We start from the raw sequence: 25753 nt of genomic DNA on the forward strand, positions 1-25753 counted from the left end.
ATGGATATTGCGCTACCTGTTCGTCCGCGACAACCCGTTCGACGGCTGTTTTTGTGGAGTTTTCTCTGCTTCATCTACATCATATCCGCTTCGGCTGGCTTCGCCCAAACGTCGTTGACGTTGCCCTTTTTCGACGATTTTGCGAAACCATCCGGCACGACCGGGGAACAACCCAATACGTCACTCTGGCAGCCGGGTAGTGGCGTTTACATCAACAACACGATGGGGCTCAACCAGCCAACGGTCAACGTTGCAACGTTCGATGGGTTGAAGGCAAATGGGCTTCCTTACGTTCAGAATAACCAGTTTGCGCAGGATTATACCGATACACTAACATCCCGGCCAATCAATCTGGCTGGCATGACGACTGCCAGTGGCGTTTACCTGAGCTTCTTTTACCAGATCAAAGGACTGGGCGAATTACCGGATGGGGGTAGTACCAGCGTGATCATTAGCGGGCAACCCAGCACGACCGTGGTCGTTGTCAACCAGCCTGCCGACTCGCTGATTCTTCAATTCCTGGGTAGCGATAATGTGTGGCGAAACGTGTGGACAGCAGCCGGGGGCGTTCCTAACGATCAGTTTATTCAGACGTTCGTGCCCGTAACGAATGCCCTGTATTTTCATGCCGGGTTCGCGTTTCGATTTCGCTCGTTCGGGCGCGCTTCAGGACCGTTCGACACCTGGAACATCGATTACGTGTACCTGAACAAAGGGCGAACGTCAGCGGATGCCTATGTAAAGGATGCTGCGATGCGACAGGCACTGACTCCTTTTTTGAAACGATACACGGCCATGCCACTGGCACAGTATCTGGTCAGACCCGAGGCCGAAACCGCCGATACGATTGCGACGGACATCAGGAATTTAAACAATGTCATTAATAATCTGAAATACAATTTCATCGTCCGGGACGAAGTCTCCGGGCGTTTTTTACAGGTCGATACGTTGAGTGCCACCAATCAATTTCTTATTGGTGAATCGGCTCTGGTACGCAAATTCGTTAAGCCGCTTGCTGCCCGAAGTCTGAGTGGTGCGTCTCGGGCGGTGTTGCGCTATACGTACAGCATAACAACGTCTGACGAGCAAAACTTAACCATTCCGGGCGGAGTGCTCAAGCAGAATGATACCCTTTCGGCGCGGGCGGTGCTCGATAATTATTACGCTTACGATGATGGCACCTGGGAGTATGGTCTGCAACTGGGTCCACGCGAACGGGTTGCTGTGCGCTTTGTTCTGAACAAGTCCGATACGATGGCCGGAATTCGGGCGTGTATTGTGCCGTTCCGAACGAATCAAAGTGGTCAGTCGTTCGTCGTTACGGTGTATGGCAACACAGCCCGAACGGTTGGTGGTCGGGCCGATGGCCAGCCGGGAACTGTGCTGTACCAGAAAGCATTTTCGATGCAGTATCCCGCTTCACGCAACGGTTTCATCGACTTCCCGTTTGATCGGGGAATCGCCGTCAAAGACACGTTTTACATTGGTTATCAGCAGTTAAGCAGTACGGATACAACTTTTTTGCGGTTGGGGTTCGACAAGAACAGCCCCTTTGGCTCGCAGATCTTCTACAATGGCGGAAGCCTCTGGGAACAGAATCTGGCACAGGCTGGTAATCCCAACGGTGCCGGTTTGAATCTGCCCGGTGCGTTCATGCTTCGTCCCGTGATGGGCGGCAAAGGAAGCGGTCTGGTCACGGCCATCGACGATGCCGAACCGTTGGCTCCCCTCCACGCCTACCCGAACCCGACGACGGGTCTGATCCGTTGGGAAAGCCAGCGTCTTACCCGACTGGAAGTGATAAACCTGACCGGTCGAATCCTGCATGCCATCGAACCAAGTCGGGGACAGCAAACGTTAGATCTGAGTTATCTGCCCGATGGTCTTTATCTGCTTCGATTCGTTGAAGGAGAGCGAGCCGCTGTTCAGAAGCTAATCATTCAACACTAATCGTACCTGGTTTACTGAAAAGTCTAACCGAAACTGAAAATCGAACTGATCATGGACATTACCGTACAGGAATTAAAAGAGCGGCTTGACAAAGGCGAGAAACTGAATCTTATTGATGTGCGTGAGCCTGCCGAATACGATGCCGACAACATTGGTGCCCGGCTTATTCCACTGGGCGATTTGCCGTACCAGCTCGACGAACTCGATGGTCTACAGGATGAGGAAGTAATCGTTCATTGCCGGTCTGGTAAGCGTAGTGAAATGGCACAGCAAATTCTGGAGCAGAACGGCTTTAATAATGTCCGTAATGTGATTGGCGGGATGCTGGCTTACCGGGCTTAGAGCCAGTTTTTGCGCTAACGGGCCGTTCTCATAGACAAACTGGGAGCGGCCTGTTAGTTGGTAGTCGAAAGGAGCGTATAAATTGCCTGATCGTCGTCGGGTCCGATCCAGTGGTAATCGCCCTGATTATGAAACCACGTAAGCTGGCGTTTGGCGTAGCGTCGGGAGTTTCGCTTTAGCAGGCGTACCATTTCATCGTATTCATACGATCCATCCAGATACGGAAAAATTTCCTGATAGCCCACCGTTTGCAGGGCCGACAAATGACGATAAGGCAGTAACGACCGCGCTTCTTCTATCAGCCCCCCGGCAAGCATGGCATCCATTCGGGTATCGATTCGGTTATATAATTCATCGCGCGGCCGATCAAGCGCAACAAACACAGACTGGAATGGTCGCTGAGCGGGTTGCTTCTGGCGAAACGACGAATAAGGCTGACCGGTCGTAAGGCATACTTCCAGCGCACGTAATACCCTCGCCGGGTTTTGCATGTCGGCCGTCTGTACGTAAACCGGATCCAGCTGACGCAGTTCCTGTTGGAGAATGTTCAACCCTTCGGTTTCCCAGCGATCCCGTAAATTTTGCCGCAGGTCAGCATCGACGGGCGGCATATCATCGAGTCCAAAACAGACAGCATTGATATACAGACCCGTTCCACCAGATAGAATCACCGTGTCTTTCGTTTGAAACAGCTTGTCCAATACGGCAAGACACTCCCGCTCATAACGCCCTGCATTCACCGCATCGGTTATCGAATGGGAATCGATAAAATGGTGTGGTACGTCCTGCATCTCCGATAGCGTGGGCTTGGCCGTACCAATGGTCAGTTCTCGGTATAACTGCCGGGAGTCGGCGGAGACAACATCGGTTTGCAGGGCCTTTGCCAGCCGGATGCAAAGTGCCGTTTTGCCAACAGCTGTGGGCCCGGCTATGATAAGTAAGGTCTTCAATGAACGGGATGACTGGACGCTGAAAGGGACAAAAGTAGCAGCTTTTGCCATTGGGGCACTGCCTAATCGGGTCCTATTTTTCTGGAATCGGTCGTTGAGGTCAGGCTATTTGGTTGCGCTGGTTTTCACCTGATCGTTGGTCGCAATGCACACGTTTCCGAACGAAAAGAATGACCGACGTTCTTTGCCAAAATGGACCCTGCTCTGAATCGCACAACTCTTTTTGCAAACTACCAGTAGCCTAACTGGATTTTAACTGTTCTGCCAGATATCCAGTCCGGACCAGGGCAATTTCAGGTCAATTTTAAAGTCATGCCGCAAAAATTATTTAATGGAACGCCAATTTTGCTACTGATCATTAAGTAGTTATACTCTTTTTTTTAGTCAGTTTCGACTTAGCTTTAGGCGGGTATAATAAATTTATTACAATGATTTATATTTGCTTTAGTTGGTGCAAAGGTCTACAAATCAGTAGATTACATACCAAAAGGTTAGTGTAAATATTTCTTATGAACGGTAATACCCATACACAACGAATTTCGGACGTCAATCAACTGTTTCTAAAAAAAACACTAGACATTATCTGTGGTAAATGGCGGCTTTTTATTATTTTTCAGTTGAGTGAGCAAGACCGCCGATATGGTGAATTGCGCCGAATGATTCCGGATGTCAGCGAAAAAGTATTGATCCAGGAGTTGAAAGCGCTGGTCGAGTTGGGTGTGTTACAGAAAAAATCGTACAACGAAGTTCCCCCTCGTGTCGAATACGGACTCACCGAAAAGACACGGACCATTTTGCCCGTTCTAAATCAGATCATGGTGATTGGCCACACGTTTCTTGCACCCTAAGTTTGGGTCAGTAATTGTTTGTGACCTCGTACCGTTATTCGGTCTGAATTGATGGATACGAAGGGCTCATGAAACTATTGATCAGCGGTTTACTGGTATGGATAGCGTGGCGACTAACCCCCTGTATCGCTCCTGTTCGGGTCAATGCCGGTAGCATTTCTCCAGCAACTGTAGCAGCCTACGAAAAAACGTTGCGGTTCAATATCTATTCGTTTACTGTTACGTCAGCAGACAGTGGAGTTGTTCGCGATGTAGCCGTAAAAGCCTATCGGGGCTCGTTGCTGCTAACGAACTTTCGCGTACGTATAGATGGAGCGGTAGCTGGTGTGGAAGTAGGTGATCTAGATACGAACCGATTGCCTGAACTATATATCTACAGCACTAGCGGTGGCAGCGGCTCCTTTGGGCATGTATATGGCTGGCAGTTTCTGCCCGAACGCATCGCTACAATTCAGACTACCAGTTGGTTGACAGGCCATGACGGCTACATGGGGCATGACAGCCTGTGGGTCGAGCGTGATGTGTTGTGCCGCACGTTTCCGACGTATAACGCGGGTGATGCCAATGCGCAACCCACCGGTAAGACCAGGCTGGTGCGCTATCGGTTACGGCCCGCTGGGGAGTCGTTCGTGCTCATTGCCGACCCCCAAACGGAGCAATCGACAGATCGATAAAAACAAAACGTGCGACCCCACACGCAGTCAGCATGTCTGGTCGCACGTATAGCAGCAACTGCATTACTCGTCAAAACAGGCGGATTCCCAGCGATAGTGTAGCGATGCCGAGATAGCCTTTGATGTCCTTGTTTTTATAGATGCCCCCCACCGGAACGGCATACCGGGCGTCGAGATCCAGGCGATTGAAGAACGTATAGCCCACTCCAATTTCGGCTGCGTAGGTAAACGGCTTCACTTCCAGAATCGCTTCCGTTGGGCTTTGTGGGTTCGGATTCTTCAGGTCCGACGTTGTTTCCGGCGTTGGGATGCTGAGGGACAGAATCGTAGCGGTTGAGGTCCGTGTCGCCTGCGCTTTGGACGTGAACAGTAAATTAGGGCCAATGAACGCCCGCACCTTACCATCTGCCCACTTCTTACCGAACAGGATCGGAATATTGACCGACTCAAGAACTGACTGCGAAACGGTATTGATCGTTGCGGGCGTTGCAGCAGGTATTTGTGCCGGAAGCGTTTGTCCTGCCAGCGCAGCCGCGATCACAGCGGGTACGGAAAAATCAGTTTTTTGCTTGAGAACGAACCGGTTGTAATCTACTTCGACCTGGATGAAAAATTTGTTGAAATTCTGGCGTCCCCAGATACCCGCTGAGTAACCCGTTCCAACACCATTGCTCTTGTTATCCAGTTGAGGGATAGATAGCGTAGCCGAAAGGGGGACGGGTGGGATTGTCGTATAACCGCTGGTAAACGTAGCTCCTCCTTTGATACCTCCTTCAAAATTGCCCTGGGCCATTGCCGATACTGTACCCGCCAGCAATACCAGGGAGGTAAGCGCTAATCGTTTCATAAGTGAGTTGTGAGGAAAACGGTGAATGTTAAAAAATGGAGAAGTAATAGACTTAAAAACGTAAAAATAGGCATTTCAGCGTCTAAAATGGGCTTTATGCTGTAAAAGTTATTCACCTTTTTTGGTAACGAAGTAAACATTAACCAGGGAAGAGGGTTGTTTGACATAGATTTATTGGCATACTTGCCAGTCATCTAGTTGATGTTTCACTAAATAATCACGCCGAACAAATGGGTCTTTTATCATTTTTCAAGGGAGTTGGAGAGAAAATCTTTCACAAAGAAGAAACCGCAGCACCTGCTGATCCTGCACAAGCCGAAAAGGTTGAACCAGTACGCGCACAGGCACTGCTTGATCACGTGAAGCAGTTAGGACTTGCTTATAAAACGTTGACGGTTAAAACGAAAGGTGACACGGTAACGCTGTCCGGCTCGGTCAAATCGCAGGAGGACTCCGAAAAAATTGCGCTGGCTGTTGGTAACGTAGAAGGCGTAAGCGCTGTCGACAATCAACTGACCGTTGACGAGCCAACGCCGGAAGGAAAATATTATACCGTAAAATCCGGCGATTCGCTGTCGAAAATTGCGAAAGAAGTATATGGTGATCCAATGAAATACGGTGTTATTTTCGAGGCTAACAAGCCTATGTTGAAAGACCCCGATCTGATCTATCCTGACCAGGTATTGCGCATTCCGCAATTATAATCCCCATTTTTGTCTATACAAAGAAGGCGGTTGAGCAGCTTCGTAGTTGCTTAACCGCCTTTTTGCGTGCGTGATTTTTTAAGAGTGGTGTTACGAGTTCGTGGCACCACTCTTGATATATTCTTCTACTAGTCTCATATTGAGTGGTCCTTCCGAACATTCAACAGAACAGACCAGTTTACCCGGTAGACTCAACCGAGAAGAAACCCATGGCTGTTCATTTATTATCATACCTCAACGATCAATTTACGCCGGGCGTCATTGATCAGCTCAGTGCCGACCTTTCTGAAACACCGGCCGGGACACTCAAAGCGGTTAAAGGTTCTTTACCCATTCTGTTGGGTGCATTGACCAGGCGTATTCAGCAAACGGGCGGTGCCTCGTCAGTTATTACTTTTCTGGATAAAGGCGACTATGGAGCTACCCCGCTTGACGTATCGCAGGTTAGCGACTCACAGCAGAAAGTAGCCGGTACGGCCACCGCCGGACACGCTTTTCTCGATGTACTTTTTGATGACAAACTGACCCGGACAACAGAACTTATCAGTACCTATAGCGGGCTAAAACCAGCGTCTTCGCTGACTATTCTGGAGCTGGCCGGGACGATACTGATGGGTGTTCTGGGTCGCCAGGATCAGGAAAAAGGGCTGACCGCTCATAGTTTAACAGCTTTACTAATGGGCCAGGCTTCTGAGTTCAGAACGGCTGTTCCCAGTGGTCTTGATGCGGTTGGCAGTCTGTTGGGATTCGATGAACTTGTGAGCAAAACGGGCCCCACAACTCAGGTTCAGGGGGAAGACAACTTCAGTGGTACGGTAATCAATCCAAACATTCCCAAGAGTGATGAAGGCGATCGCCGGCGGGAAAACGTCCGCTGGTTGCGCTGGGCGCTGATCGCTATTGCCATACTGATTGTGGCATTGCTTGTGCAAAAGTGCAGTGAGAACCAGAATAGTGTGGATGGTGTCAGTACCGACTCGACCAGCCGCGTAGAGTCGAACGCAGTTGAAGACACATCAGCATCGACGAAACGAAGTATAGAAGAGGCTCACGGACAATCGGCAGACTCGACCGCTCCCGGTGCGCTCGGAACGCGTGATTCGTCGGAGAAAAGACCTTAGACAATGAATTCATAAGGCTTCAAACGCTATCTGACCGAAAGCCGGTTTTCGTCAATACTGACGAACAGACTAATCGACTGCGCGTTGTACGGCTATCACTCAACGCTTAGTAGCCATGATAGATAACCGCAAACGAGGAACGGTTCGTAACTGGATCGCCATTGGACTGATGGTCAGTTCGAGCTTTCTGTTCATGAATTGCTCCGGAGAAAAAAAGGACTCAACGGCCGAATCGAAAGCGGCTTCGACCGGAAGTGACAGCTCTGTCTTTGGACGGCAGGGCGATACGTCGGGTTCTAGCATGAACGTGCCCATACAGGCTCCGCCCGACAGTGCCGATGCACGTGGCGCTGTCGTTCCGGCGGAGATTAACGTAAAGGTCAAGAAATAAGCCCGGCGAGTCGGTGAGTCAACCTGAACATGGCCTATATTGCCGTCTGATTGACTTACCGACTTTGTTATGTTTGTTGACGCCATCGAGCGCATTGATCTTTTTACCCGGCCCCTCCATTCGATTGTTCGGCTTTATGGCCATAATGAAGTGGTGCCGGGTAGTGCCACACTTTTCTTCGTAAACGACCAGGGGTGTGCCATTACCTGCAAACACGTTGCCGAACTGGTTGCTAAAGCGGATTCGATCTACCATAATTACCGCGATTTTCAGGGTGCCCGCCGGGATGTGATACGGGAAAAGGATGCGGCCCAGCGTATCAGTAAACTGGAGGTAAAATTCAAACTTCAGTCGGAAACGATCATTCGGGTTCGCAACAGCTTCGTGGGATGTGTCGATCAATACAAGGAGTTGTCCATTGACATGCATCCCACTCAGGATCTGGCGCTGGTGCAGTTCAAAGGCTATAATCGATTACTGTATGGATCGCATGCTACGTTTTTGGGCGATAGCAGCCGAATCAAACCGGGACGAAGCCTGTGCCGTTTGGGGTATCCATTTCCTGAATTTACGAATTTTCGGTACAACGCATCCGTCGACGACATTGAGTGGACGGCTGAAGGTCGGGTGACATCACCCCGGTTTCCAATCGATGGTATCGTCACCCGATTGCTCAGCGAGAGCAACGACATTACGGGGATCGAAATGAGCACGCCCGGTTTGCGGGGGCAGAGTGGAGGGCCTTTGTTCGATACGAACGGGCTAATTTATGGAATGCAGTCGGCTACCCGTCACTTGCACCTCGGGTTTGATATCGAAGACCGCGAAGTACTGGTTAATGGGCGAAAAAGCCGGGTGTCGAATTACCCCTTCTTAAATGTTGGTCAGTGCGTTCACGTGGATGTAATCAAGGCATTCCTGCGCGAACGGGGTGTCACGTATCACGAAGGATAAAGCCGCTCAGATAGTGATCCTAATAAATTGGCTTTGCCGATTCAGTGGCGACCAGGTGACCATCATTACCAAATACAGCCACTACGGGTTTACCATGCTGGGTAAAATGGGCAAACGTGTAGTCGGAATTTTCGGTCCAGTTAATTTCAGCCGTACTCCCAAATTTCTCGATAAAGGCCTTCTCTACAGTTGGGCTGGGTTTATTGGCGGAAGAGCAGCTGATGAACCAGCCGCCGATCAGTATCCCAATAACTCCCTGTTTGATTCGATTCATAGTACTTGGCACGTCGATTCACACATGCGTTGTTTTACCAGACCAAAAATCGGATAACGAGTTTAAATAGCGTTAAAAATAGTGTTAAAAAGTGCTTAAAATAAGTAACTTACTAGCGGTTGAACGATGAACACGCTCGTCTCTTTTGAGAGTTAGTAGGTAACACAGGACGCATAAAAAAACTCTGAGCCTAAACCAGCCGTTACTCGGAATGATGTCTTTAATACGCATTCACTCTAGCATGCCGATTATCGTATCGGGTATCAATCCTGCTGGCAAAGTGGCAAAACATGTAATACAGAAAGCATAATGAAAAAAGTACTGTCTATAATTGGCGTCGGACCGGGTATAAGCCTGTCTGTAGCCCGGCGATTCGCCCGCGAAGGCTTTGCGGTTGCACTCGTTTCACGTGATCTTGACAAGTTGCAGGGATACGTCAACGAACTGACCGCCAATAATGTTGAAGCGGCAGCTTTTCAATACGATTCAGCGGATTCGGCCTCGCTCGAATCTGCACTGAAGCAGGTAGAAACGCAACTTGGCCCCACATCGGTTTTACACTACAACGCGGCATCTCTACACAACGGACGTCTCGAAAAAGAAACCGCCGACTCGCTCATCGCCGACTTTCGGGTCAATACGGCCAATGTCATCACGGCTGTCAATGCCGTGCGTGAACAGATGGTTTCCGGGGAAGGCTCTATCCTGTTGACGGGTGGTGGACTGGCTTACATGATTGCGCCTGACTATCTATCGCTGACACTCGGAAAAGTGGCAACGGTAACGCTGGCAAAAATGCTGAGTAGAACGCTGCGAAGTGCTGGCATATACGTCGGGACCGTAACCGTCAGCGGACACGTAGAACCCACGGCAGAGAAACTGACGCCCGATAACATCGCTGAAGAGTTCTGGAAACTTAATGCCGACCGGAGCACCGTAGAAGTGCGGTTCTGATCGACTATTGACCAAACAACCGGGTGTTGGCTGTATCTTTGAGCGGCCAACACTTTTTTTATGTCGGAACAAACCGCTCAGAGTTCAAACCAGATTTCCCTCGCTGCCGACGCCCTGGCATTGCTGAAACGCCTGATCAACACGCCCTCCTTCAGTCGGGAAGAAGAGCAAACCGCCGATCTGATAATCGATTTTTTTCGCGGGAAACAGATTCCCGTCGAGCGGTTGGCAAACAACATCTGGGCCAAAAACCGTCACTTCGACGAACGGAAGCCGACGATCCTGCTGAATTCGCACCACGATACCGTCAAACCGAACAAATCATGGACGCTCGATCCGTTCGAGCCACTCGAACGCGATGGCAAACTGTTTGGGCTAGGGTCCAATGATGCCGGTGGTTGTTTGGTTTCTCTATTGACGACCTTCATCTATTTCTACGATCGGGCCGACATGGCTTACAACATCGTGATGGCGGCTTCGGCGGAAGAGGAAATTTCGGGTCGCGGTGGGCTGGAACTGCTGTTGCCCGAACTGCCGCCGATCAGCTTTGCTATCGTGGGAGAACCAACCGAAATGCAGCTGGCAATAGCCGAAAAAGGATTACTGGTGCTGGACTGCACCGCGCACGGCATCAGTGGTCATGCCGCTCGTGAGGAAGGTGATAATGCCATTTACAAGGCAATTCGGGACATTAACTGGATTACCACGTATCAATTCCCAAAGGTATCGCCCACACTGGGACCCATCAAACTATCCGTGACGATCATCAATGCCGGCTCGCAGCACAACGTCGTGCCCGACACCTGTACGTTCACGATTGACGCGCGCGTAACCGAGCAGTACACCCTACAGGAGGTCATTGAAACGATTCAGGCGAACGTAGCGTCTGACGTAAAACCGCGTTCCATTCGCCTGAAACCATCCAGCATTCCGTCCGACCATCCCATTGTCAACGCTGGTCTCGCGCTGGGTCGGCATACCTACGGCTCACCCACAACGTCCGATCAGGCTGTGCTGGATTGCCCATCGCTCAAATGTGGCCCCGGTCATTCGGGACGGTCCCATTCGGCGGATGAGTTTATCTATCTTCGGGAAATTGAGGAGGGGATTGACGGCTACATTCGAATGCTGGAACAGGTGGTATAGGCGATAGATTACCCGGCTCCGGCCGTTGATCAGGCAGCGCCCAGGTTAGACGGGTCTGTTTAGGACCAAAAGGAAACGCTTACCGAATGAGTAGACGCAGCGGCAGCCTTTTCTTTCTCTGAGAAACCGGCTATCGACAATGAACAAGTTGCTGAGTGCGAAGGGTATAGTACTTGGATTCCTGAGCGTACTACTGCTGGGTGGAACAGGCTTCGGCAATACACCACCGGCAAAAGGAAAAAAAGTAGCTACGGCGAACCGGGATGAAGTTTTCTCAGCGAAATACATCAAGGATGTGCTCCTGAAAACGACCCAATGGCAGTTGCAACATCCCAAGCACAGCCCCACCGACTGGACAAACGGGGCGTTTTATGCCGGTGTTTTTGCGGCTTATGAGACAACCAAATCACCCCTGATTCTTGATTCGCTGATGGCCATCGGCGAGCGAAATCAATGGCGTCCCGGCAAGCGTTTTGACCATGCCGACGACATCGCCGTTTCGCAGCTGTACATCGACTTGTATCGGATCAAAAAAGACCGGCGCATGATCCAACCAACGATCGATACGGTCCAGAAGATGCGTACCGTACCCGGTAACGAACTCGCCAAACACGGCCTGACCTGGTGGTGGTGCGACGCCTTATTCATGGCTCCGCCCGTGCTGGCTAAGTTGAGCACAACCCTGAACGACCCAACGTACAACGCTTTTTCTGACTCCCTGTTCAGGCAGACCTACAAGCTACTGTACAACCAGCAAGAACACCTGTATGCCCGCGACGCCAATTATCTGGTTGATGCCAATGGGGCCGGAAAGAAAGAAGCCAACGGACAAAAAATCTTCTGGTCGCGGGGTAACGGCTGGGTCATGGGCGGACTCGTGCGCGTGTTGAAAGAACTTCCTGCCAAACACCCCAGCCGGGCGTTTTACCTGACCATGTATCGGCAAATGAGCGAACGTCTGCTGGCTCTTCAACAGGCCGACGGATTATGGCGAGCCAGTTTGCTGGACCCCGAAGCGTATCCGGGTGGGGAGGCTAGTGGGTCGGGCTTCGATTGTTACGCCTTGGCCTGGGGAATCAACCAGGGTATTTTGCCAAAAAAAACCTATCAGCCTGTCGTCGAAAAAGCCTGGGTTGCCTTAACGAAACTGGTCTCGCCCGAAGGTCGGGTAGGCTGGGTACAACCCATTGGGGGCGATCCCCGGCGGAATTTTAGCGAAGACAGCTGGGAGGTCTACGGAACGGGCGCTTTCCTCTTAGCGGGCTCACAGGTGATCAAGCTGAAGCCGTAACGATCGCCTGCTTTACCTGTCAGCCTACCTATTGTTTCCAGTTAAATCGCAGACGGTTACGATCTTCCCCAATCCATTACTAGCGCGATGAAACAGCTGCTTTCTGCTGCACTGACCCTTAGCATGGCTGGTCTTTTGTCAGGGATTCAGGGTCAGATCGAACCTGTGCCGGATACCAATTGGGCCGAGTACAACGGAGATGGTGCGCGTAGTCATTACTCAGCTCTGACCCAGATCAATCAGCAAAACGTTAATCAGTTACGGATAGCCTGGACCTATGCGTCGGGGGGAGCCGATACCATGCAGAATCGAACTCAGATGCAGTGCAATCCAATCGTCATCAATGGAGTGCTGTATGGTGTTTCGGCAAGCACACAGGCGTTTGCGCTCGATGCGGCAACGGGTAAGGAACGCTGGAAAACGGCCATTCGCGACAATGGTGGAACGACCAGCCGGGGGGTGACCTACTGGCGCAGCGAATCCCGGACTGACAAACCTGATGAGCGTATCTTTTTTGGTGCGGGAAAGTGGCTCTACGCGCTCGATGCGCATACTGGCGTTCCTATCGAGTCGTTCGGCGAGCGAGGGCGTATCGATTTGAAAAAAGGGTTGGAGCGGCCCGGTGCCGATGAGTATGTGGTGGCTAACACGCCCAATACAATTTATAAGAATCTGATTATCGTTGGGGTTCGGGTGGCCGAAAGTGAAACGGCTCTGCTCGGCGATATTCGGGCTTACGATGCGAAAACGGGACGGCTCGTCTGGACATTCCACACCATTCCGCAGGCGGGTGAATATGGGTATAATACGTGGTCGCCCAAGCCCGCCCGCAAACACAGTGGCGGAGCTAACGCCTGGGCGGGAATGGCCATTGACCGCCAGCGGGGCATCGTTTACATTCCGACGGGTTCGGCGGCTTACGATTTTTATGGCGGTAACCGCAAGGGTAATAATCTGTTTGCCAATTGCCTGCTGGCGCTTGATGCCAGCACGGGCAGGCGACGTTGGCACTACCAACTGGTCCATCACGATGTTTGGGATCGTGATCCGCCCGCTCCGCCGAACTTACTAACGGTTGTCCAGAACGGCCCCGATGGTCGGCCCCGACGCATTGACGCCGTAGCGCAGATCACGAAACAAGGCTACGTGTTTATTTTTGATCGGGTAACCGGTCAATCGTTATTTCCGGTTCACGAAGAGCCTGTTTCACAAGAGGTCGTGCCGGGTGAAAACGTCAGCGCAACGCAACCCATTCCGGTCAAGCCGTACTTTTCGCGGCAGGGATTCACGGAGAACGACCTGAATCCATTTGCCGCGAATCGGGATTCGCTGGCTGCGCTGATTCGAGCCGCCCGAACCGGCAGGGTTTATATTCCGCTTACCGATAAAATGACCATTTTCTTTCCGGGAACCGATGGGGGCGGGCAATGGGGTGGCGCGGCTACCGATCCGAAGGGTATATTGTATGTGCCAGCGAAAGAAATTCCGGTTTACACCTCGCTCGTGAAACGGGAGTCGAAAGCCAGCGGTGCCGCCGTAACCGGCGCTAACTTATACAACCTTCATTGCGCGCCCTGTCACGGAGCCGACCGGCGCGGGAATCACGACGGTTCCTATCCGTCGCTGGTGGCAGTTGACAAACGCCTGACAGATGGGCATATCCATCAGATTTTGCTCAAAGGGCGCGGTATGATGCCTTCATTCGCTCATTTGTCCGAAGCAGAGCGGAAAGCCATTATCGATTTTCTGGTCCAAAAAACGGTTCAGACGACGGTTACGGCGACTCGACAGACTAACGTTCCCTATCAGCACACGGGTTATAATCGATGGTACGACACGAATGGTTATCCCGTCAGTAAACCACCGTGGGGAACGTTGACGGCCATTGACATAAATACGGGTGAACGTCGCTGGCGGGTGCCCCTGGGTGAGTATCCGGCGTTGACGAAACAGGGTATTCCCATCACTGGGACCGATAACTATGGTGGGCCAATGGTGACGGCGAGCAACCTGGTATTCATTGCGGCCAGTCGTGACGAACAGTTTCGGGCATTTGATGCGCAAACCGGAAGGCAACTGTGGCAGACGGCCTTGCCAGCTGCTGGGTACGCGTCGGCGAGTACCTACGCGATCAACGGGAAGCAATACGTTGTGATTGCCTGCGGAGGAGGGAAACTGAACACAAAGTCGGGTGACAAGTATGTCGCTTTTGCGTTACCGTGATCCCTCACCCGTTTTGGGAGAGGAGCAGGCCGCCGGGCGGTTGGGTTGAGGGCATTCATAACTAGAATTTTTTCGCAACCCTACCCGCCACACTGATTTTATTGGCTTCTTTGCAATACTATAAACGATTTCCATTTCTGATCGCATGAAATTATTTTGGCGTGTGAAAGCAGGCTTGTTGCTTACCGGGTTGCTCACCGCAAGCTTGAGCCAGGCGCAATCGAATGCCGGATTACCCAAGCCAACACCCCGACAACTGGCCTGGCAATCGCTCGAAACCACGGCGTTTCTCCATTTTACGGTGAATACCTACACGGATAAAGAGTGGGGAGATGGCACCGAAAGTCCACAGATTTTCAACCCGACCAAACTCGATGCCCGGCAGTGGATTAAGTCTCTAAAAGAGGCTGGTTTTAAATTGGCCATTATCACGGCTAAACACCACGACGGGTTTTGCCTGTGGCCATCCAAAATGACGGAACATTCAGTTAAGAACAGCCCCTGGAAAAACGGCAAAGGGGATGTTGTAAAAGAAGTGGCCGATGCCTGCCGCGAGTTTGGCTTGAAATTTGGCGTTTACCTGTCGCCCTGGGATCGCCACGAAGCGCGCTACGGCACCGCTGCTTACAATGACTATTACAAAGCACAACTGCGTGAATTGCTCACCAACTACGGCCCCATTTCGGAGGTCTGGTTCGATGGTGCGAAGGGTGACAATGCCAAAGACATGACCTACGATTTCGCTGGCTACTGGGCGTTGGTTCGGGAGTTACAGCCTGCTGCTGTGATGTTCTCGGATGCGGGGCCAGATGTGCGTTGGGTAGGGAACGAAGCGGGTAACGCGGGCGAGACCTGTTGGTCGACGATCAATACGGCAGGACTGGCTCCGGGCAAAGCTGACCCGAAATACCTCAACCGGGGCGATCCGACGGGTAAACAATGGGTGCCGGCAGAAACCGATGTGTCGATTCGGCCGGGCTGGTTCTACCATGCTGCCGAAGATTCAAAAGTACGGTCGGGTAAAAATCTGGTTGATCTGTATTACCAATCCGTCGGTCGAAACAGTTTGCTGTTGCTCAATGTGCCGCCAAACCGGGAGGGATTGTTTGCCGAATCAGATATCGCCAGTCTAAGCGACTTTCGGCGTATTCTGGACGAGACGTTTAAAACTAATCTGGTGGCCAGGCAGCCAAAGCTAACGGATAAACAACTCGCGACGTTCACGACCGTAGCCGCCAACCAGCCTGTGACGATTGACTTGACGGGCGAGCAGTCGTTCGACCGTATTTCGATCCAGGAGAACATTGCAAACGGCCAGCGCATTGCCAGCGGGCGGGTCGAATACTGGAACGGCTCGGACTGGCGACCGATTCAGAGCTTCACGACCGTTGGGTATAAGCGACTGTTGCGTTTTCCGGCGGTAAAATCCTCGAAGCTGCGTCTGTTCATTACAAACGCGAACGGTCCGGTAGAACTAGCCGAGGTTGGGGTATACAAAGCGTCATCGGGGGAAGAAAACTGATGACCATACTGGTTTGGTAGTCATTCCATCGAAATGGCCTTATGTTTGCTGAGACGCTGTATGTACCTACGCAAACGAGCTAACAAATACCGTATTTTACGGTTTTCCTACCAACTACTACACAATCTTCGTTGACATTATGCTGTATCCGCTTACATTCGAGACCATTTTTAAAGACAAAATCTGGGGTGGTCAAAAAATAAATACCATTCTCGGTAAAGATTTCTCTCCGTTGCCAAACTGTGGCGAAACCTGGGAGGTATCTGACGTAGAAGGCAACGTTTCGGTGGTGAAAGAGGGGTCTTTGCAGGGAAAAACACTCCGCGATCTGGTAGCACAATACAAAGGTGAACTGGTCGGTGAGCACGTCTACGCAAAATACGGTGACCGTTTTCCCTTGTTGATCAAGTTCATCGATGCAAATGATGACCTGTCGATACAGGTTCACCCAGACGACGAACTGGCCGCAAAACGGAAAAGTGGCTTCGGAAAGACCGAGATGTGGTACATCATGCAGGCCGACGAAGGAGCCAAGCTTAATGCGGGTTTCAACCGTGAGGTGACGAAAGAGGAATACGTCAAAGCGGTGGCCGACAATACGATTCAGGATATTTTAAACATCGAACCGGCAAAACCCGGCGACGTATTTTTTCTGCCAGCGGGGCGAGTGCACTACATCGGAAAAGGTCTTTTGCTCGCCGAAATTCAACAAACGTCCGACACAACATATCGAATTTACGATTTTGATCGGGTAGATGCCACGACGGGGCAAAAACGCGAACTTCACACTGAACTAGCCGTTGATGCCATCGACTATCACCACTACGATCACTATAAAACACAGTACGAATCGACACTAAACGAGAGTGTGAACACGGTAACGAGCGATTATTTCGTGACCAACGTGCTCAATTTCGACGAAGAGGTGGAGCATGATTATACGCACATCGACTCGTTCGTTGTTCTGATTTGCGTGAGTGGTTCCCTGACGATTGAAGCCAAAGGCGGCTACAGTGTGCCACTCAAGATGGGCCAATGCGCGCTGATTCCTGCTTCAGTCGATAACGTTACGCTCGTGCCGGATGGGGCAATGACGGTGCTGGAAACGTACGTGCCGTAGGGTACGTTACCATTAGAACAGAAAGGGGAGCTTCATGGGCTCCCCTTTCTGTTTTTGGCAGTTTGCTCTGTTCTCTCTTGAGCGATATAGTACAAATTTAGCTGACATCGATTTTGATTTTACCCCGAATTACTTCTCTCAGGAACGCTGTCAGTTCGGCTCCTATTGACCTGAATTGCTTACATGAGTGGGCTTTTTTCATAATCCAGTGATTTTATGAGTAGCTGGTTAATGGGTACTAATGTATCGTTTTTTGGGATGATCACTACGGTGTTATTTAGTTTTTAGCGTGTTTTTCAACAGAAGAACGCCCGTACCGGGTTTGCGCCAGCTGCTCATTACGTCGACATGTTCGGGGCCGGTTGGTCTGAAGAACGAGCCTAGCAGAATATCATCGTCACCATCCTGATCGACATCACCCGCGTCTAGAGTCAGCCAGCGCCCCCGTTCGGCATTGGGGAAGGTTCGGGGCAGGAAACGCAGCGTACCCTGATTCTCGAAATAGATGAAACTTTCGTTGGGGCGGTGCGAAAAATCGGGGAAGTGAGCAATAGCCGCTATATCCTCGTCACCATCCTGATCGAAATCGCGAATGATCGTTTGCGTAGCTCCATGCATCGGATAAAACCACGCTTGTCGAAAACGAAAATGCCCGTCATTCAGGAAGATACGGATGCCATGATACGGCTTCAGGACAATGGAGTAGTCGGCATTGTCGCCATTCGCATAAACCAGATCGGGGTCGCCATCGTGATCAATGTCCATTAGTTCGATAAAACTGGACCCATATACCGGTGGGAAGCGCAGCACGGTTTCTTTTCTGAATTGACCGTTATGCTGGTTGTAATAGACGGCCACCTGCTCATTGCCCTGTGTTAATAACGCGACCACATCGGGCCACTGATCTTTGTTGATGTCCTGAACGATCACGCGTCTGGCACCGGGAAGGCTATCGAGAACATGCTCTTTGTAGCCCGATGACAACCGTTCGTGCCAGGTTAGTTTGCCCAGATGATTGCCAAACTGACAGATAAGTACATCCTCCCGCCCGTCGCGATTCAGGTCTATCGGGACCGCCTGAACGGGACGCTGTAGACCGGTTAGCAGGGCCGGGGCCGTTTTTTCCTGTCGGGTTCGTTGGGTCCAGGTGCCTGCTTTTCGATCGTTGGGGTTCAGAACACCTACCATCAGCAGGTCAAAGCGACCATTGGGCTTTGGAACTAGATCAGTTGCCGGACTATCCAGTTGCAGGGAGTCAATTCGATTTAGTTTGTGATCGAGCGCGTACACATTGTTTCGCCCATCGCCAACCCAGATTCTATGCGCCAGTGAATCATACCGAAGCATCGTCACAAAGGCGTCGACGGCGTGGTTTGATTGCTGGATGCGGAACAGCGGTAAGCCAACTGTTACGGAAGTGTGCGGAGATTGCGGGGGTAATTTTGTCGGCGCTTCGGACGTGTAATAATCCACGATTTTCTGCCAGTCGGTGGGATGCAGCATCGGCGCTTCGGGAAAGACCTTCGCTTCCATAAGCTGCGTCATTTCGTCCATATTGCTGATGCGCATGTACTCGGCCATTGCGTTGCCCGACTGACCCATGCGTAAAGCCATCTGCGGTAAAACGCCTTTCTGCCAGGTCGTCTTATCGAGTAGGGCCGGTTCCGGAAACTGGTGGCAACTGCTGCAATAACTCTGGCTAAGTTGTTTGCCTGTGAGCTGAGTCGCAACCGGAAGGGTAGGGGAATTGGTCGTTTCGGTTGACGTGGAAGAACGGCAGGAGACAAAGAAAACGAACGCGCTAAAAACAACCGCCAACCGCAGACAAGGCATACCAACCAGTTTGTTTGTACCAGACTCCCACCATACAGCAGGAGCCTGATACAAATATACCCTAAACCAGGCAGAGCCGAAGAGTAACTCTGAATTGGGCCGTTATTTTTCCAGCCCGCTAACGAGTTTGTTCAATAACTTCTGTTGCCGCAAATCGTAGATGTATTCCCAGAACATTACTCCGGCGAGGTGCTTGGATTTGACGTACTCGACCTTGTGATCAAACGATTCTTCATCGGCGTAGGAAATAAACATGCGCGAGGTTGGGTTCCACAGATAAGGAGCCTGCGCGTCGGCATCCCAATACCGTGTAAAGCCGTTTTTGCTGATGTATTTATCCGCCAGCTCGTCATAACTGATAAAGGAGTGCTTCCCCGTGGCGGGCTGATACAAGCCGTTATCCTGCGGGTTAACGTCGGCCCAGCCGCGCCCGTAGAAGGGGATGCCCAACACGATCTTATTGGCCGGAACACCCGCTTTAATGTGGCCATCAACGCCATCGGCTGAACTGTTGCGCGACTGGTTTCCTTTTTTCGACTGGTACAGGTTACTATGATGACCGGTCACTTTGTCGTTGCCGTGGTAAATATCGTAAGTCATGATGTTGACGTAGTCGAGGTACTTCTGCGCCTTGCCCAGTTCGGTGTGATTGACAAACGCCGTATCGACACCCGTTGCCGTAGTGAGCAGATAGTGATTGGCTCCGGCGCGTTTGTCCTGACGTCCCTGTTTGTCCAGTTGCTCACGTAGCGCCTTGAACAGAAGGGTGTAGTTCTGTTTGTCAGCTGGCCGGAAAATGTTGTTGTCGCCCGGCTGATCGGGGTATTCCCAGTCGATATCGACCCCATCGAGTTTATTCTTTTTGAGCAGATCGACAGCACTGGCGGCAAACTTCCGTCGCGACGCTTCGGTCAGTGCGGCATCTGAAAAGTATTTGCAGCCGCCCCACCCACCAATTGAGATCAGAATTTTTAAGTTTTTATTATCGGCCTTGAGCGCATTAAGCTTGGCCAGGTTTTCCACATCCTTTGCCTTCAGCGGGGCTAGCTCACCATTGGCGGCCGGAACGGCAAACGCGTAGTTAATGTGCGTCAGTTTTTGGGCGTCGATCTGGCTTTTCGTCCAGCCGTCTCCGCTGATATAACCGATGATAACGTAGGGTTTCGCCCGTGACGCTGACTGAGCGTATGTTGTGAGAATAGACCCGGTGATAAGGGCGAGCGTGATGAAAAACGCATTAAAAAAAAGGTTGATTTTCATGAAATCAGTGTTAACTGAATAAGTATGAAACTGCTTGAATCGGCAAGAGTAAGAAATTTTTCTATGACTTTTCCGGCTTCGCCCAAATTGGGAAGCTGCCCATTTACATAAGTTTTAATCGGAAATCTAGGAGGTATCCAATATCATGGGTTGAACTCAGTAAGGAAGTACACAAAAATTGTATTAATTAATTATTTATTAGTATGACTCATACTGCGTTGATTATTTTATAAAGGTAAGCTTGATTGTAAAATATTTTAAAATATAGGATATATTTGCCAGCAACGGTCATTCACCAAATACTATACGAGTTCAATAGGCAATAGCATCTTATAAGCAGCTAAGTTCGTCAGTAGTTGACACGTTATAAAGTAGAAAGTGTCTCTCGTACACCTAGTTCAGTACTGATTTTAACCCAAGACAAGCGGCTCATTATTGAGGAAAGTGCCTATGATTGTCAATTAGTTAGTAAGTATCTCCGTTCATTGACTCCTAAGCGGAAGTGAGTTAACCAAATTACGAGTATAACCTAAAAAGTAAATTTCATGAAACAGAAGCTACAGAAAGCCTTTCGAGAGGTTTTGTTATGCCTGGGAACCTTAGTTTTCCTAGCGTCATCACTCGCTATGGCAGCGGACAGGGACGTTACGGGTAGCGTCCTCGATGAAAAAGGGAATGGTCTGGCTGGCGCAACGGTCACCATCAAGGGAACGACGAAAGGGACAAATACGGATTCGAATGGTGGCTTCCGGCTATCGGTACCCGAGGGTAATACGGTACTGGTGTTTTCGTACATCGGCTACACAAAACAGGAAATTACTGTTGGCAACCAGACCGTCTTTAACGTAAAACTGCTTCCGGGCGATGCTTCTCTGGATGAAGTGGTCGTTACGGCGCTTGGTATCAAGAAAGATACACGGGCCATTGGCTACGCGGTGACAACGATCGATGGTTCGTCGTTGAACGTAGCGCGCGAAACCAACGTCATCAACTCGTTGCAGGGTCGTGTTGCCGGTCTGAACATTGCGCCTGCCAGTGGTGGCCCAGGTACTGCTTCCCGCATCAACCTGCGTGGCGTCAGTAACTTCACCGGTGGTAGCCCCTTATTTGTCATCAACGGTATTCCGATGGACAACACCTCGCGCGGTAATTCGGGTGAGTGGGGTGGTACAACCAATGGCGATGGTATTTCGAACATCAACCCGGACGACATCGAAACGATGACTGTCTTGAAAGGCGCTTCGGCGGCTGCTCTGTACGGTACACGGGCTGCTAATGGGGTCATTCAGATTACGACCAAGAGTGGCAGCAAAAACTCGGCTCTATCGGTTGAATACAACCTGAACCAGCAGTTCGATAAAATTATCAACTTCACCGATTACCAATACGAATACGGTCAGGGAACGCAGAACAAACGCCCAACTGACGTCACCAGTGCCCGCAACTCGGGTATTTACAGCTGGGGCGAAAAGATGGACGGGGCGCAGTTCACCCAAATCGACGGGAAGCAATATGCGTACTCGCCGGTGAAGGACAACATGGAGAAATTCTACCGGACCGCGTCGACGTTGACGAATACCGTTGCCGTATCGGGTGGAAGTGAGATGACCAGCTTCCGGATGTCACTGTCGTCGATGAACGCACAGTCGGTGTTGCGCAACAGCGGACTGAAACGGAAAACGATCAGTCTGAACGTCAATCAGAAAATCACCAGCAAACTCGATGCGAGCGTGATGGCCAATTACATCGACCAGCAGGACGAGAACCGGGCGCAGCTGATGGATGGACCGCTCAATGCCAACTACGGCATCAAACTGATGGCTACCTCGTTCAACCAGGAAGCCCTGAAACCAGGCTACAACACAACGACCGGCGATGAGACGGTATGGAGTGATGATTCGTACAAATCGAACCCTTGGTTTGTGGTCAATCAGTACAAGAACAACTACGATCGGAAACGGCTGATTTCGGCCATTACGAGTAAATACCAGTTTGCGGATTGGATTTACCTGCAAGGCCGGATTGGATATGACTTCATCAACGACGGTCTGTTCAACACAACGCCTTATGGTACAGCGTATTCGCGCTTAGGTAGCTTAACCCAGCGCAAAACGCAAACCAGCGAATTGAACGTAGATGCCTTGCTGGGTATCAACCGCAATATCACGACCGATCTGAACGTCAGTGTCGCACTGGGGGCTAACCTGCGGAAAAATAAGTCTGATTACATTCAGATTGCTGGCAATCAGCTGAGCATTCCGTATCTGTACACGATCTCCAATACGTTGTCGCGAAGCCAGGAATATGGTTACAACGAGCGCCAGGTGCAGTCGGGTTACTATACCGCTGACTTCAATTTCAAAAACTACCTGATCTTGTCGACAACGGGTCGGTACGATGTGTACTCAACACTGCCAGCCGCCAACCGGGGTATTTTCGCGCCTTCGGTATCCGGTAGCTTCGTGTTCTCGGAACTGTGGAAACCGTCAATCCTGAACTTCGGCAAACTGCGCGCTTCGTACGCCCAAACGAGCGGTGAAGCGTACGACGCTTACCTGACGAGCCAATATTATGTGCTGGGTAATACCTACAACGGTTTCCCACAAGGTGGTTTTTCCAATAATGGCGATGCGACGACCATGCCAAACATCAATCTGCGGCCGTTCCGTCTGAAAGAGTTTGAAGTTGGTTTCGAGACAAAATTCCTGAACAACCGTCTGGGACTTGACGTGGCTTATTTCCACCGGCAGACAACCGACGAAATCGTAAGTGCTCCGTTGACCATTGCGTCGGGCTTTACGTCGGCCGTATTGAACCTGGGTTCAACGCGCAATGCCGGTCTGGAAGTATTGCTGACGGGTACACCGGTTGTTAGCTCGGGCTTCAAATGGGATGTGTCGTTCAACCTGACCAGCGTTAAAAACACGATCGTAAGCATCACAGGGGCTGAAGGTCCTGAAACCTTACTGTTGGGTAGCTACCGGCCAAACAACGGTCGGGTTGCGCACGTGAAAGGATTGGCGGCTTCGCAGATCATGGCTTACGATTACCAGTACAATAGCGCCGGTAGAATTATCGTTGGTTCAGATGGTGTTCCACTACGGGGCGAACTGAAACCGATGGGATCGGCACTACCTAACTTGTACGGTGGTTTGAATAACAGCTTCAATTACAAAGATTTCTCGTTCTCGTTCCTGTTCGATTATAAGTTCGGTGGCAAAGTGCTGTCGGCTACCAACCACTACTCGATCGTTGACGGTCTGAACAAAATGACGCTGGTCGGTCGTGAGACGGGTGTTGTGGCCGATGGTGTGTTAGCGACGGGCGAAACCAACTCGAAAAATGTGCCTGCATACACGTACTATCCATCACTGGTGAACAACGTATCGGCACTGAACGTATTTAGCTCAGACTTCATCAAGCTTCGTCAGGTTACGCTTGGTTATCACCTGCCCGCTCGCTGGTTCAGCAACAGCCGGTTCCCCTTCGAAGCGGTGTCGCTCTCGCTGGTTGGCCGTAACCTCGCTACCCTGCTGAAACACACAGACAATTTCGATCCAGAAGCCGGTATCTCGACCGATATCCGGTATGCCGGTATCGAAGGTCTGCAATTGCCCTCGACCAGAACGTTCGGTTTTACACTAAACGCCCGATTCAAGAAATAAGCCATGAAAATTAACTATAAAGCGATCTGTATTGCTTCGATGGCCCTTTGGCTGACAACGAGCTGTACGGGGGATTTTGACCAGATCAACACGGACCCTACCAAAGCCAGTGAAGCGGTATGGGACCCTAATTACTTCCTGCCACAGGCGCAGAACCGGTACATCAACGTTGGCTACGATGCCATGCTGTATCAGAGTACGGCTATGCAGGTTCTGGCCTCCACAGTAGGCTATTATGGGAACGGTGATAAATACGTAAATACATCGGGGTCAACGGGTTATCAGGGTGCCATCTTCAACCGGACGTACGAAACGGGGGCTGATTTAGCCGAGATGATTCGCCTGACCGCTGGCAAAGACCAGTACGTAAACCTGTACAACATTGGCCGGATCATGCAGGCGCTGAATTTCCAGCGCGGTACCGATGTATACGGTGATATTCCGTACTCACAGGCTTTCAGTGCCAAGACGGGAATCACAACGCCTAAGTATGACACCCAGCAGTCGATCTATATGTCGCTGCTAACCGAACTGGAACAGGCTACTGCCGCTTTGGACGCGTCGAAAGCGAAGCCAACGGGTGATCTGTTTTACGGTGGTGACATTACCAAATGGAAAAAGTTTGGGTATTCCGTCATGCTGCGTATTGCCATGCGAATGACCAAAGTAGATCCGACAACGGCTAAAACCTGGGCCGAAAAAGCGGCTGCGGGTGGTGTATTTACGTCGATCGATGATAACGCAAAGGAAATTGCCGATGCGAATAATGCGACGTCTGCCATCTACAACGTCTATCAGGTATCGGACGATTTCCGGGAGCTACGCTGGTCGAAAACGTTCATCGATATGCTGAAAACAACCAGCGATCCCCGGTTAAGCGCCATTGCCGAAGTACCACAGGCCGGAGCCGCTAACAACGCCAGTCAGACACTGGTAGGTAACAATGCGGCTTCTGTGCAGGTAGGTCTGCCGAACGGTTTCGACCTGAACGGCGGGGCTACGGATATTCGCCAGCAGGCTGGTTATCCGGGGGCTACCGGTTCGGGTACGGACATTGCGCCACTCGGTAACTACTCTCGGCCACGGATTTCGGTCTATCTGAAACGGGCCGGTACGCTGATGGTTCTGACCTATCCTGAAACGGAACTGTTGCTGGCCGAAGCTAAAGTACGCGGCTGGAACGTGTCGGGTACGGCTGCCGACCATTACAAAAATGCGTTGATTGGTGCAATGACTTCACTGTCGCAACTGGATGCCACGGCAACCATTGCTACCGAAACCGCCACTGCATTCGCCACGGCTCACCCGCTGGACGTATCGTCCACGGATGCTTCGCTGAAGGCAATCAATACGGAGTACTGGAAAACGACCGGATCGATGTTTAACTTCATCGAGACCTGGAACAACTGGCGTCGGTCAGGGTATCCGACGCTGACCCCGGTCAACTATCCCGGTAACGTAACTAACGCGACCATCCCACGCCGGATGATCTACCTCTCGACTGAAAACGTAACTAATGCCGCGAACTATGCGTCGGCAGTAACGACGCTGACGGGTGGTGATCTGCTTACCAGCCGGGTTTGGTGGGATAAATAGCATTAACGGTGTCAAAAAAGGTAAGGTAGCTTTCGTAGCTCCTTACCTTTTTTGCTTTGTTTCCGAGCATAATAATCCTACTGGTAAG

General features: G+C 51.0%; 21 protein-coding genes. 16 read left to right on the top strand and 5 right to left on the bottom strand.

What is annotated here, in order from left to right; all coding sequences use genetic code 11:
• Positions 1 to 1950, top strand: coding sequence for a T9SS type A sorting domain-containing protein (locus GK091_RS06540; protein ID WP_164035791.1), 1950 nt, complete (start codon positions 1 to 3; stop codon positions 1948 to 1950).
• 51 nt (positions 1951 to 2001) lie between these two features.
• Complete coding sequence (locus GK091_RS06545; RefSeq protein WP_164035792.1) at positions 2002 to 2292, top strand: rhodanese-like domain-containing protein; 291 nt, start codon at positions 2002 to 2004, stop codon at positions 2290 to 2292.
• A 53-nt stretch (positions 2293 to 2345) separates the two neighbouring features.
• Here the strand turns inward: GK091_RS06545 and miaA are convergent, their stop codons facing one another.
• The gene (gene miaA, locus GK091_RS06550) at positions 2346 to 3293 is read right to left on the bottom strand and encodes a tRNA (adenosine(37)-N6)-dimethylallyltransferase MiaA (protein WP_164035793.1); all 948 of its coding nucleotides are present in this window, start codon (positions 3291 to 3293) and stop codon (positions 2346 to 2348) included.
• A 458-nt stretch (positions 3294 to 3751) separates the two neighbouring features.
• Here miaA and GK091_RS06555 point away from each other — a divergent pair, with 458 nt between their 5' ends.
• Together GK091_RS06555 and GK091_RS06560 are read left to right on the top strand one after the other, a co-directional pair.
• Positions 3752 to 4090, top strand: coding sequence for a winged helix-turn-helix transcriptional regulator (locus GK091_RS06555; protein ID WP_164035794.1), 339 nt, complete (start codon positions 3752 to 3754; stop codon positions 4088 to 4090).
• A 68-nt stretch (positions 4091 to 4158) separates the two neighbouring features.
• Positions 4159 to 4764 carry a hypothetical protein gene (locus GK091_RS06560; protein ID WP_246202154.1) on the top strand — a complete coding sequence of 202 codons (606 nt, stop codon included), beginning with the start codon at positions 4159 to 4161 and terminating at the stop codon, positions 4762 to 4764.
• Between the two features lie 70 nt (positions 4765 to 4834).
• Here the strand turns inward: GK091_RS06560 and GK091_RS06565 are convergent, their stop codons facing one another.
• Complete coding sequence (locus GK091_RS06565; protein WP_164035795.1) at positions 4835 to 5611, bottom strand: outer membrane beta-barrel protein; 777 nt, start codon at positions 5609 to 5611, stop codon at positions 4835 to 4837.
• Positions 5612 to 5841: 230 nt separating this feature from the next.
• Here GK091_RS06565 and lysM point away from each other — a divergent pair, with 230 nt between their 5' ends.
• The 4 genes from lysM to GK091_RS06585 all read left to right on the top strand — a co-directional run bounded on the left by lysM (position 5842) and on the right by GK091_RS06585 (position 8781).
• Positions 5842 to 6315, top strand: a complete 474-nt coding sequence (lysM, locus tag GK091_RS06570) for a peptidoglycan-binding protein LysM (protein ID WP_164035796.1) — start codon at positions 5842 to 5844, stop codon at positions 6313 to 6315.
• Positions 6316 to 6524: 209 nt separating this feature from the next.
• Complete coding sequence (locus GK091_RS06575) at positions 6525 to 7436, top strand: DUF937 domain-containing protein (protein ID WP_164035797.1); 912 nt, start codon at positions 6525 to 6527, stop codon at positions 7434 to 7436.
• 115 nt (positions 7437 to 7551) lie between these two features.
• Positions 7552 to 7827 carry a hypothetical protein gene (locus GK091_RS06580; RefSeq protein WP_164035798.1) on the top strand — a complete coding sequence of 92 codons (276 nt, stop codon included), beginning with the start codon at positions 7552 to 7554 and terminating at the stop codon, positions 7825 to 7827.
• A gap of 69 nt (positions 7828 to 7896) precedes the next feature.
• Positions 7897 to 8781, top strand: coding sequence for a S1 family peptidase (locus tag GK091_RS06585; protein ID WP_164035799.1), 885 nt, complete (start codon positions 7897 to 7899; stop codon positions 8779 to 8781).
• 19 nt (positions 8782 to 8800) lie between these two features.
• On the opposite strand, the gene GK091_RS06590 is transcribed toward GK091_RS06585, so the two are convergent.
• Positions 8801 to 9055 (bottom strand): hypothetical protein, encoded by a 255-nt coding sequence (locus GK091_RS06590; RefSeq protein WP_164035800.1) that lies wholly within the window; start codon positions 9053 to 9055, stop codon positions 8801 to 8803.
• Between the two features lie 309 nt (positions 9056 to 9364).
• On the opposite strand from GK091_RS06590, the gene GK091_RS06595 reads away from it, so the two are divergent.
• From GK091_RS06595 to GK091_RS06620, 6 genes are all read left to right on the top strand, one after another.
• Entirely contained in the window at positions 9365 to 10009 is a 645-nt protein-coding gene (locus tag GK091_RS06595) for an SDR family NAD(P)-dependent oxidoreductase (protein ID WP_164035801.1), read from the top strand.
• Positions 10010 to 10069: 60 nt separating this feature from the next.
• Positions 10070 to 11155 (top strand): M20 family metallo-hydrolase, encoded by a 1086-nt coding sequence (locus GK091_RS06600; protein WP_164035802.1) that lies wholly within the window; start codon positions 10070 to 10072, stop codon positions 11153 to 11155.
• 139 nt (positions 11156 to 11294) lie between these two features.
• A complete protein-coding gene (locus GK091_RS06605) occupies positions 11295 to 12446 on the top strand; it encodes a glycoside hydrolase family 88/105 protein (protein ID WP_164035803.1) in 1152 nt (383 codons plus the stop codon).
• Between the two features lie 87 nt (positions 12447 to 12533).
• Positions 12534 to 14669, top strand: coding sequence for an outer membrane protein assembly factor BamB family protein (locus GK091_RS06610; RefSeq protein ID WP_164035804.1), 2136 nt, complete (start codon positions 12534 to 12536; stop codon positions 14667 to 14669).
• Between the two features lie 145 nt (positions 14670 to 14814).
• Positions 14815 to 16191 carry an alpha-L-fucosidase gene (locus GK091_RS06615; RefSeq protein ID WP_164035805.1) on the top strand — a complete coding sequence of 459 codons (1377 nt, stop codon included), beginning with the start codon at positions 14815 to 14817 and terminating at the stop codon, positions 16189 to 16191.
• Positions 16192 to 16330: 139 nt separating this feature from the next.
• Entirely contained in the window at positions 16331 to 17311 is a 981-nt protein-coding gene (locus tag GK091_RS06620) for a type I phosphomannose isomerase catalytic subunit (protein WP_164035806.1), read from the top strand.
• Positions 17312 to 17584: 273 nt separating this feature from the next.
• Here the strand turns inward: GK091_RS06620 and GK091_RS06625 are convergent, their stop codons facing one another.
• Both GK091_RS06625 and GK091_RS06630 read right to left on the bottom strand, forming a co-directional pair.
• Positions 17585 to 19144, bottom strand: a complete 1560-nt coding sequence (locus tag GK091_RS06625) for an FG-GAP repeat domain-containing protein (protein ID WP_164035807.1) — start codon at positions 19142 to 19144, stop codon at positions 17585 to 17587.
• Positions 19145 to 19246: 102 nt separating this feature from the next.
• Positions 19247 to 20404, bottom strand: a complete 1158-nt coding sequence (locus GK091_RS06630) for a glycoside hydrolase family 18 protein (RefSeq protein WP_164035808.1) — start codon at positions 20402 to 20404, stop codon at positions 19247 to 19249.
• A gap of 626 nt (positions 20405 to 21030) precedes the next feature.
• Between GK091_RS06630 and GK091_RS06635 the strand changes: the two genes are divergently transcribed.
• Positions 21031 to 24069: a SusC/RagA family TonB-linked outer membrane protein gene (locus GK091_RS06635; RefSeq protein ID WP_317166277.1), complete on the top strand. Its 3039-nt coding sequence runs from the start codon at positions 21031 to 21033 to the stop codon at positions 24067 to 24069.
• A 3-nt stretch (positions 24070 to 24072) separates the two neighbouring features.
• On the top strand, positions 24073 to 25665 hold the full coding sequence (locus tag GK091_RS06640) for a SusD/RagB family nutrient-binding outer membrane lipoprotein (protein ID WP_246202155.1): 1593 nt from the start codon (positions 24073 to 24075) through the stop codon (positions 25663 to 25665).
• Positions 25666 to 25753 lie beyond the last annotated feature (88 nt).

The sequence above is a fragment of the Spirosoma agri genome, assembly GCF_010747415.1.
GTDB lineage: Bacteria > Bacteroidota > Bacteroidia > Cytophagales > Spirosomataceae > Spirosoma > Spirosoma agri.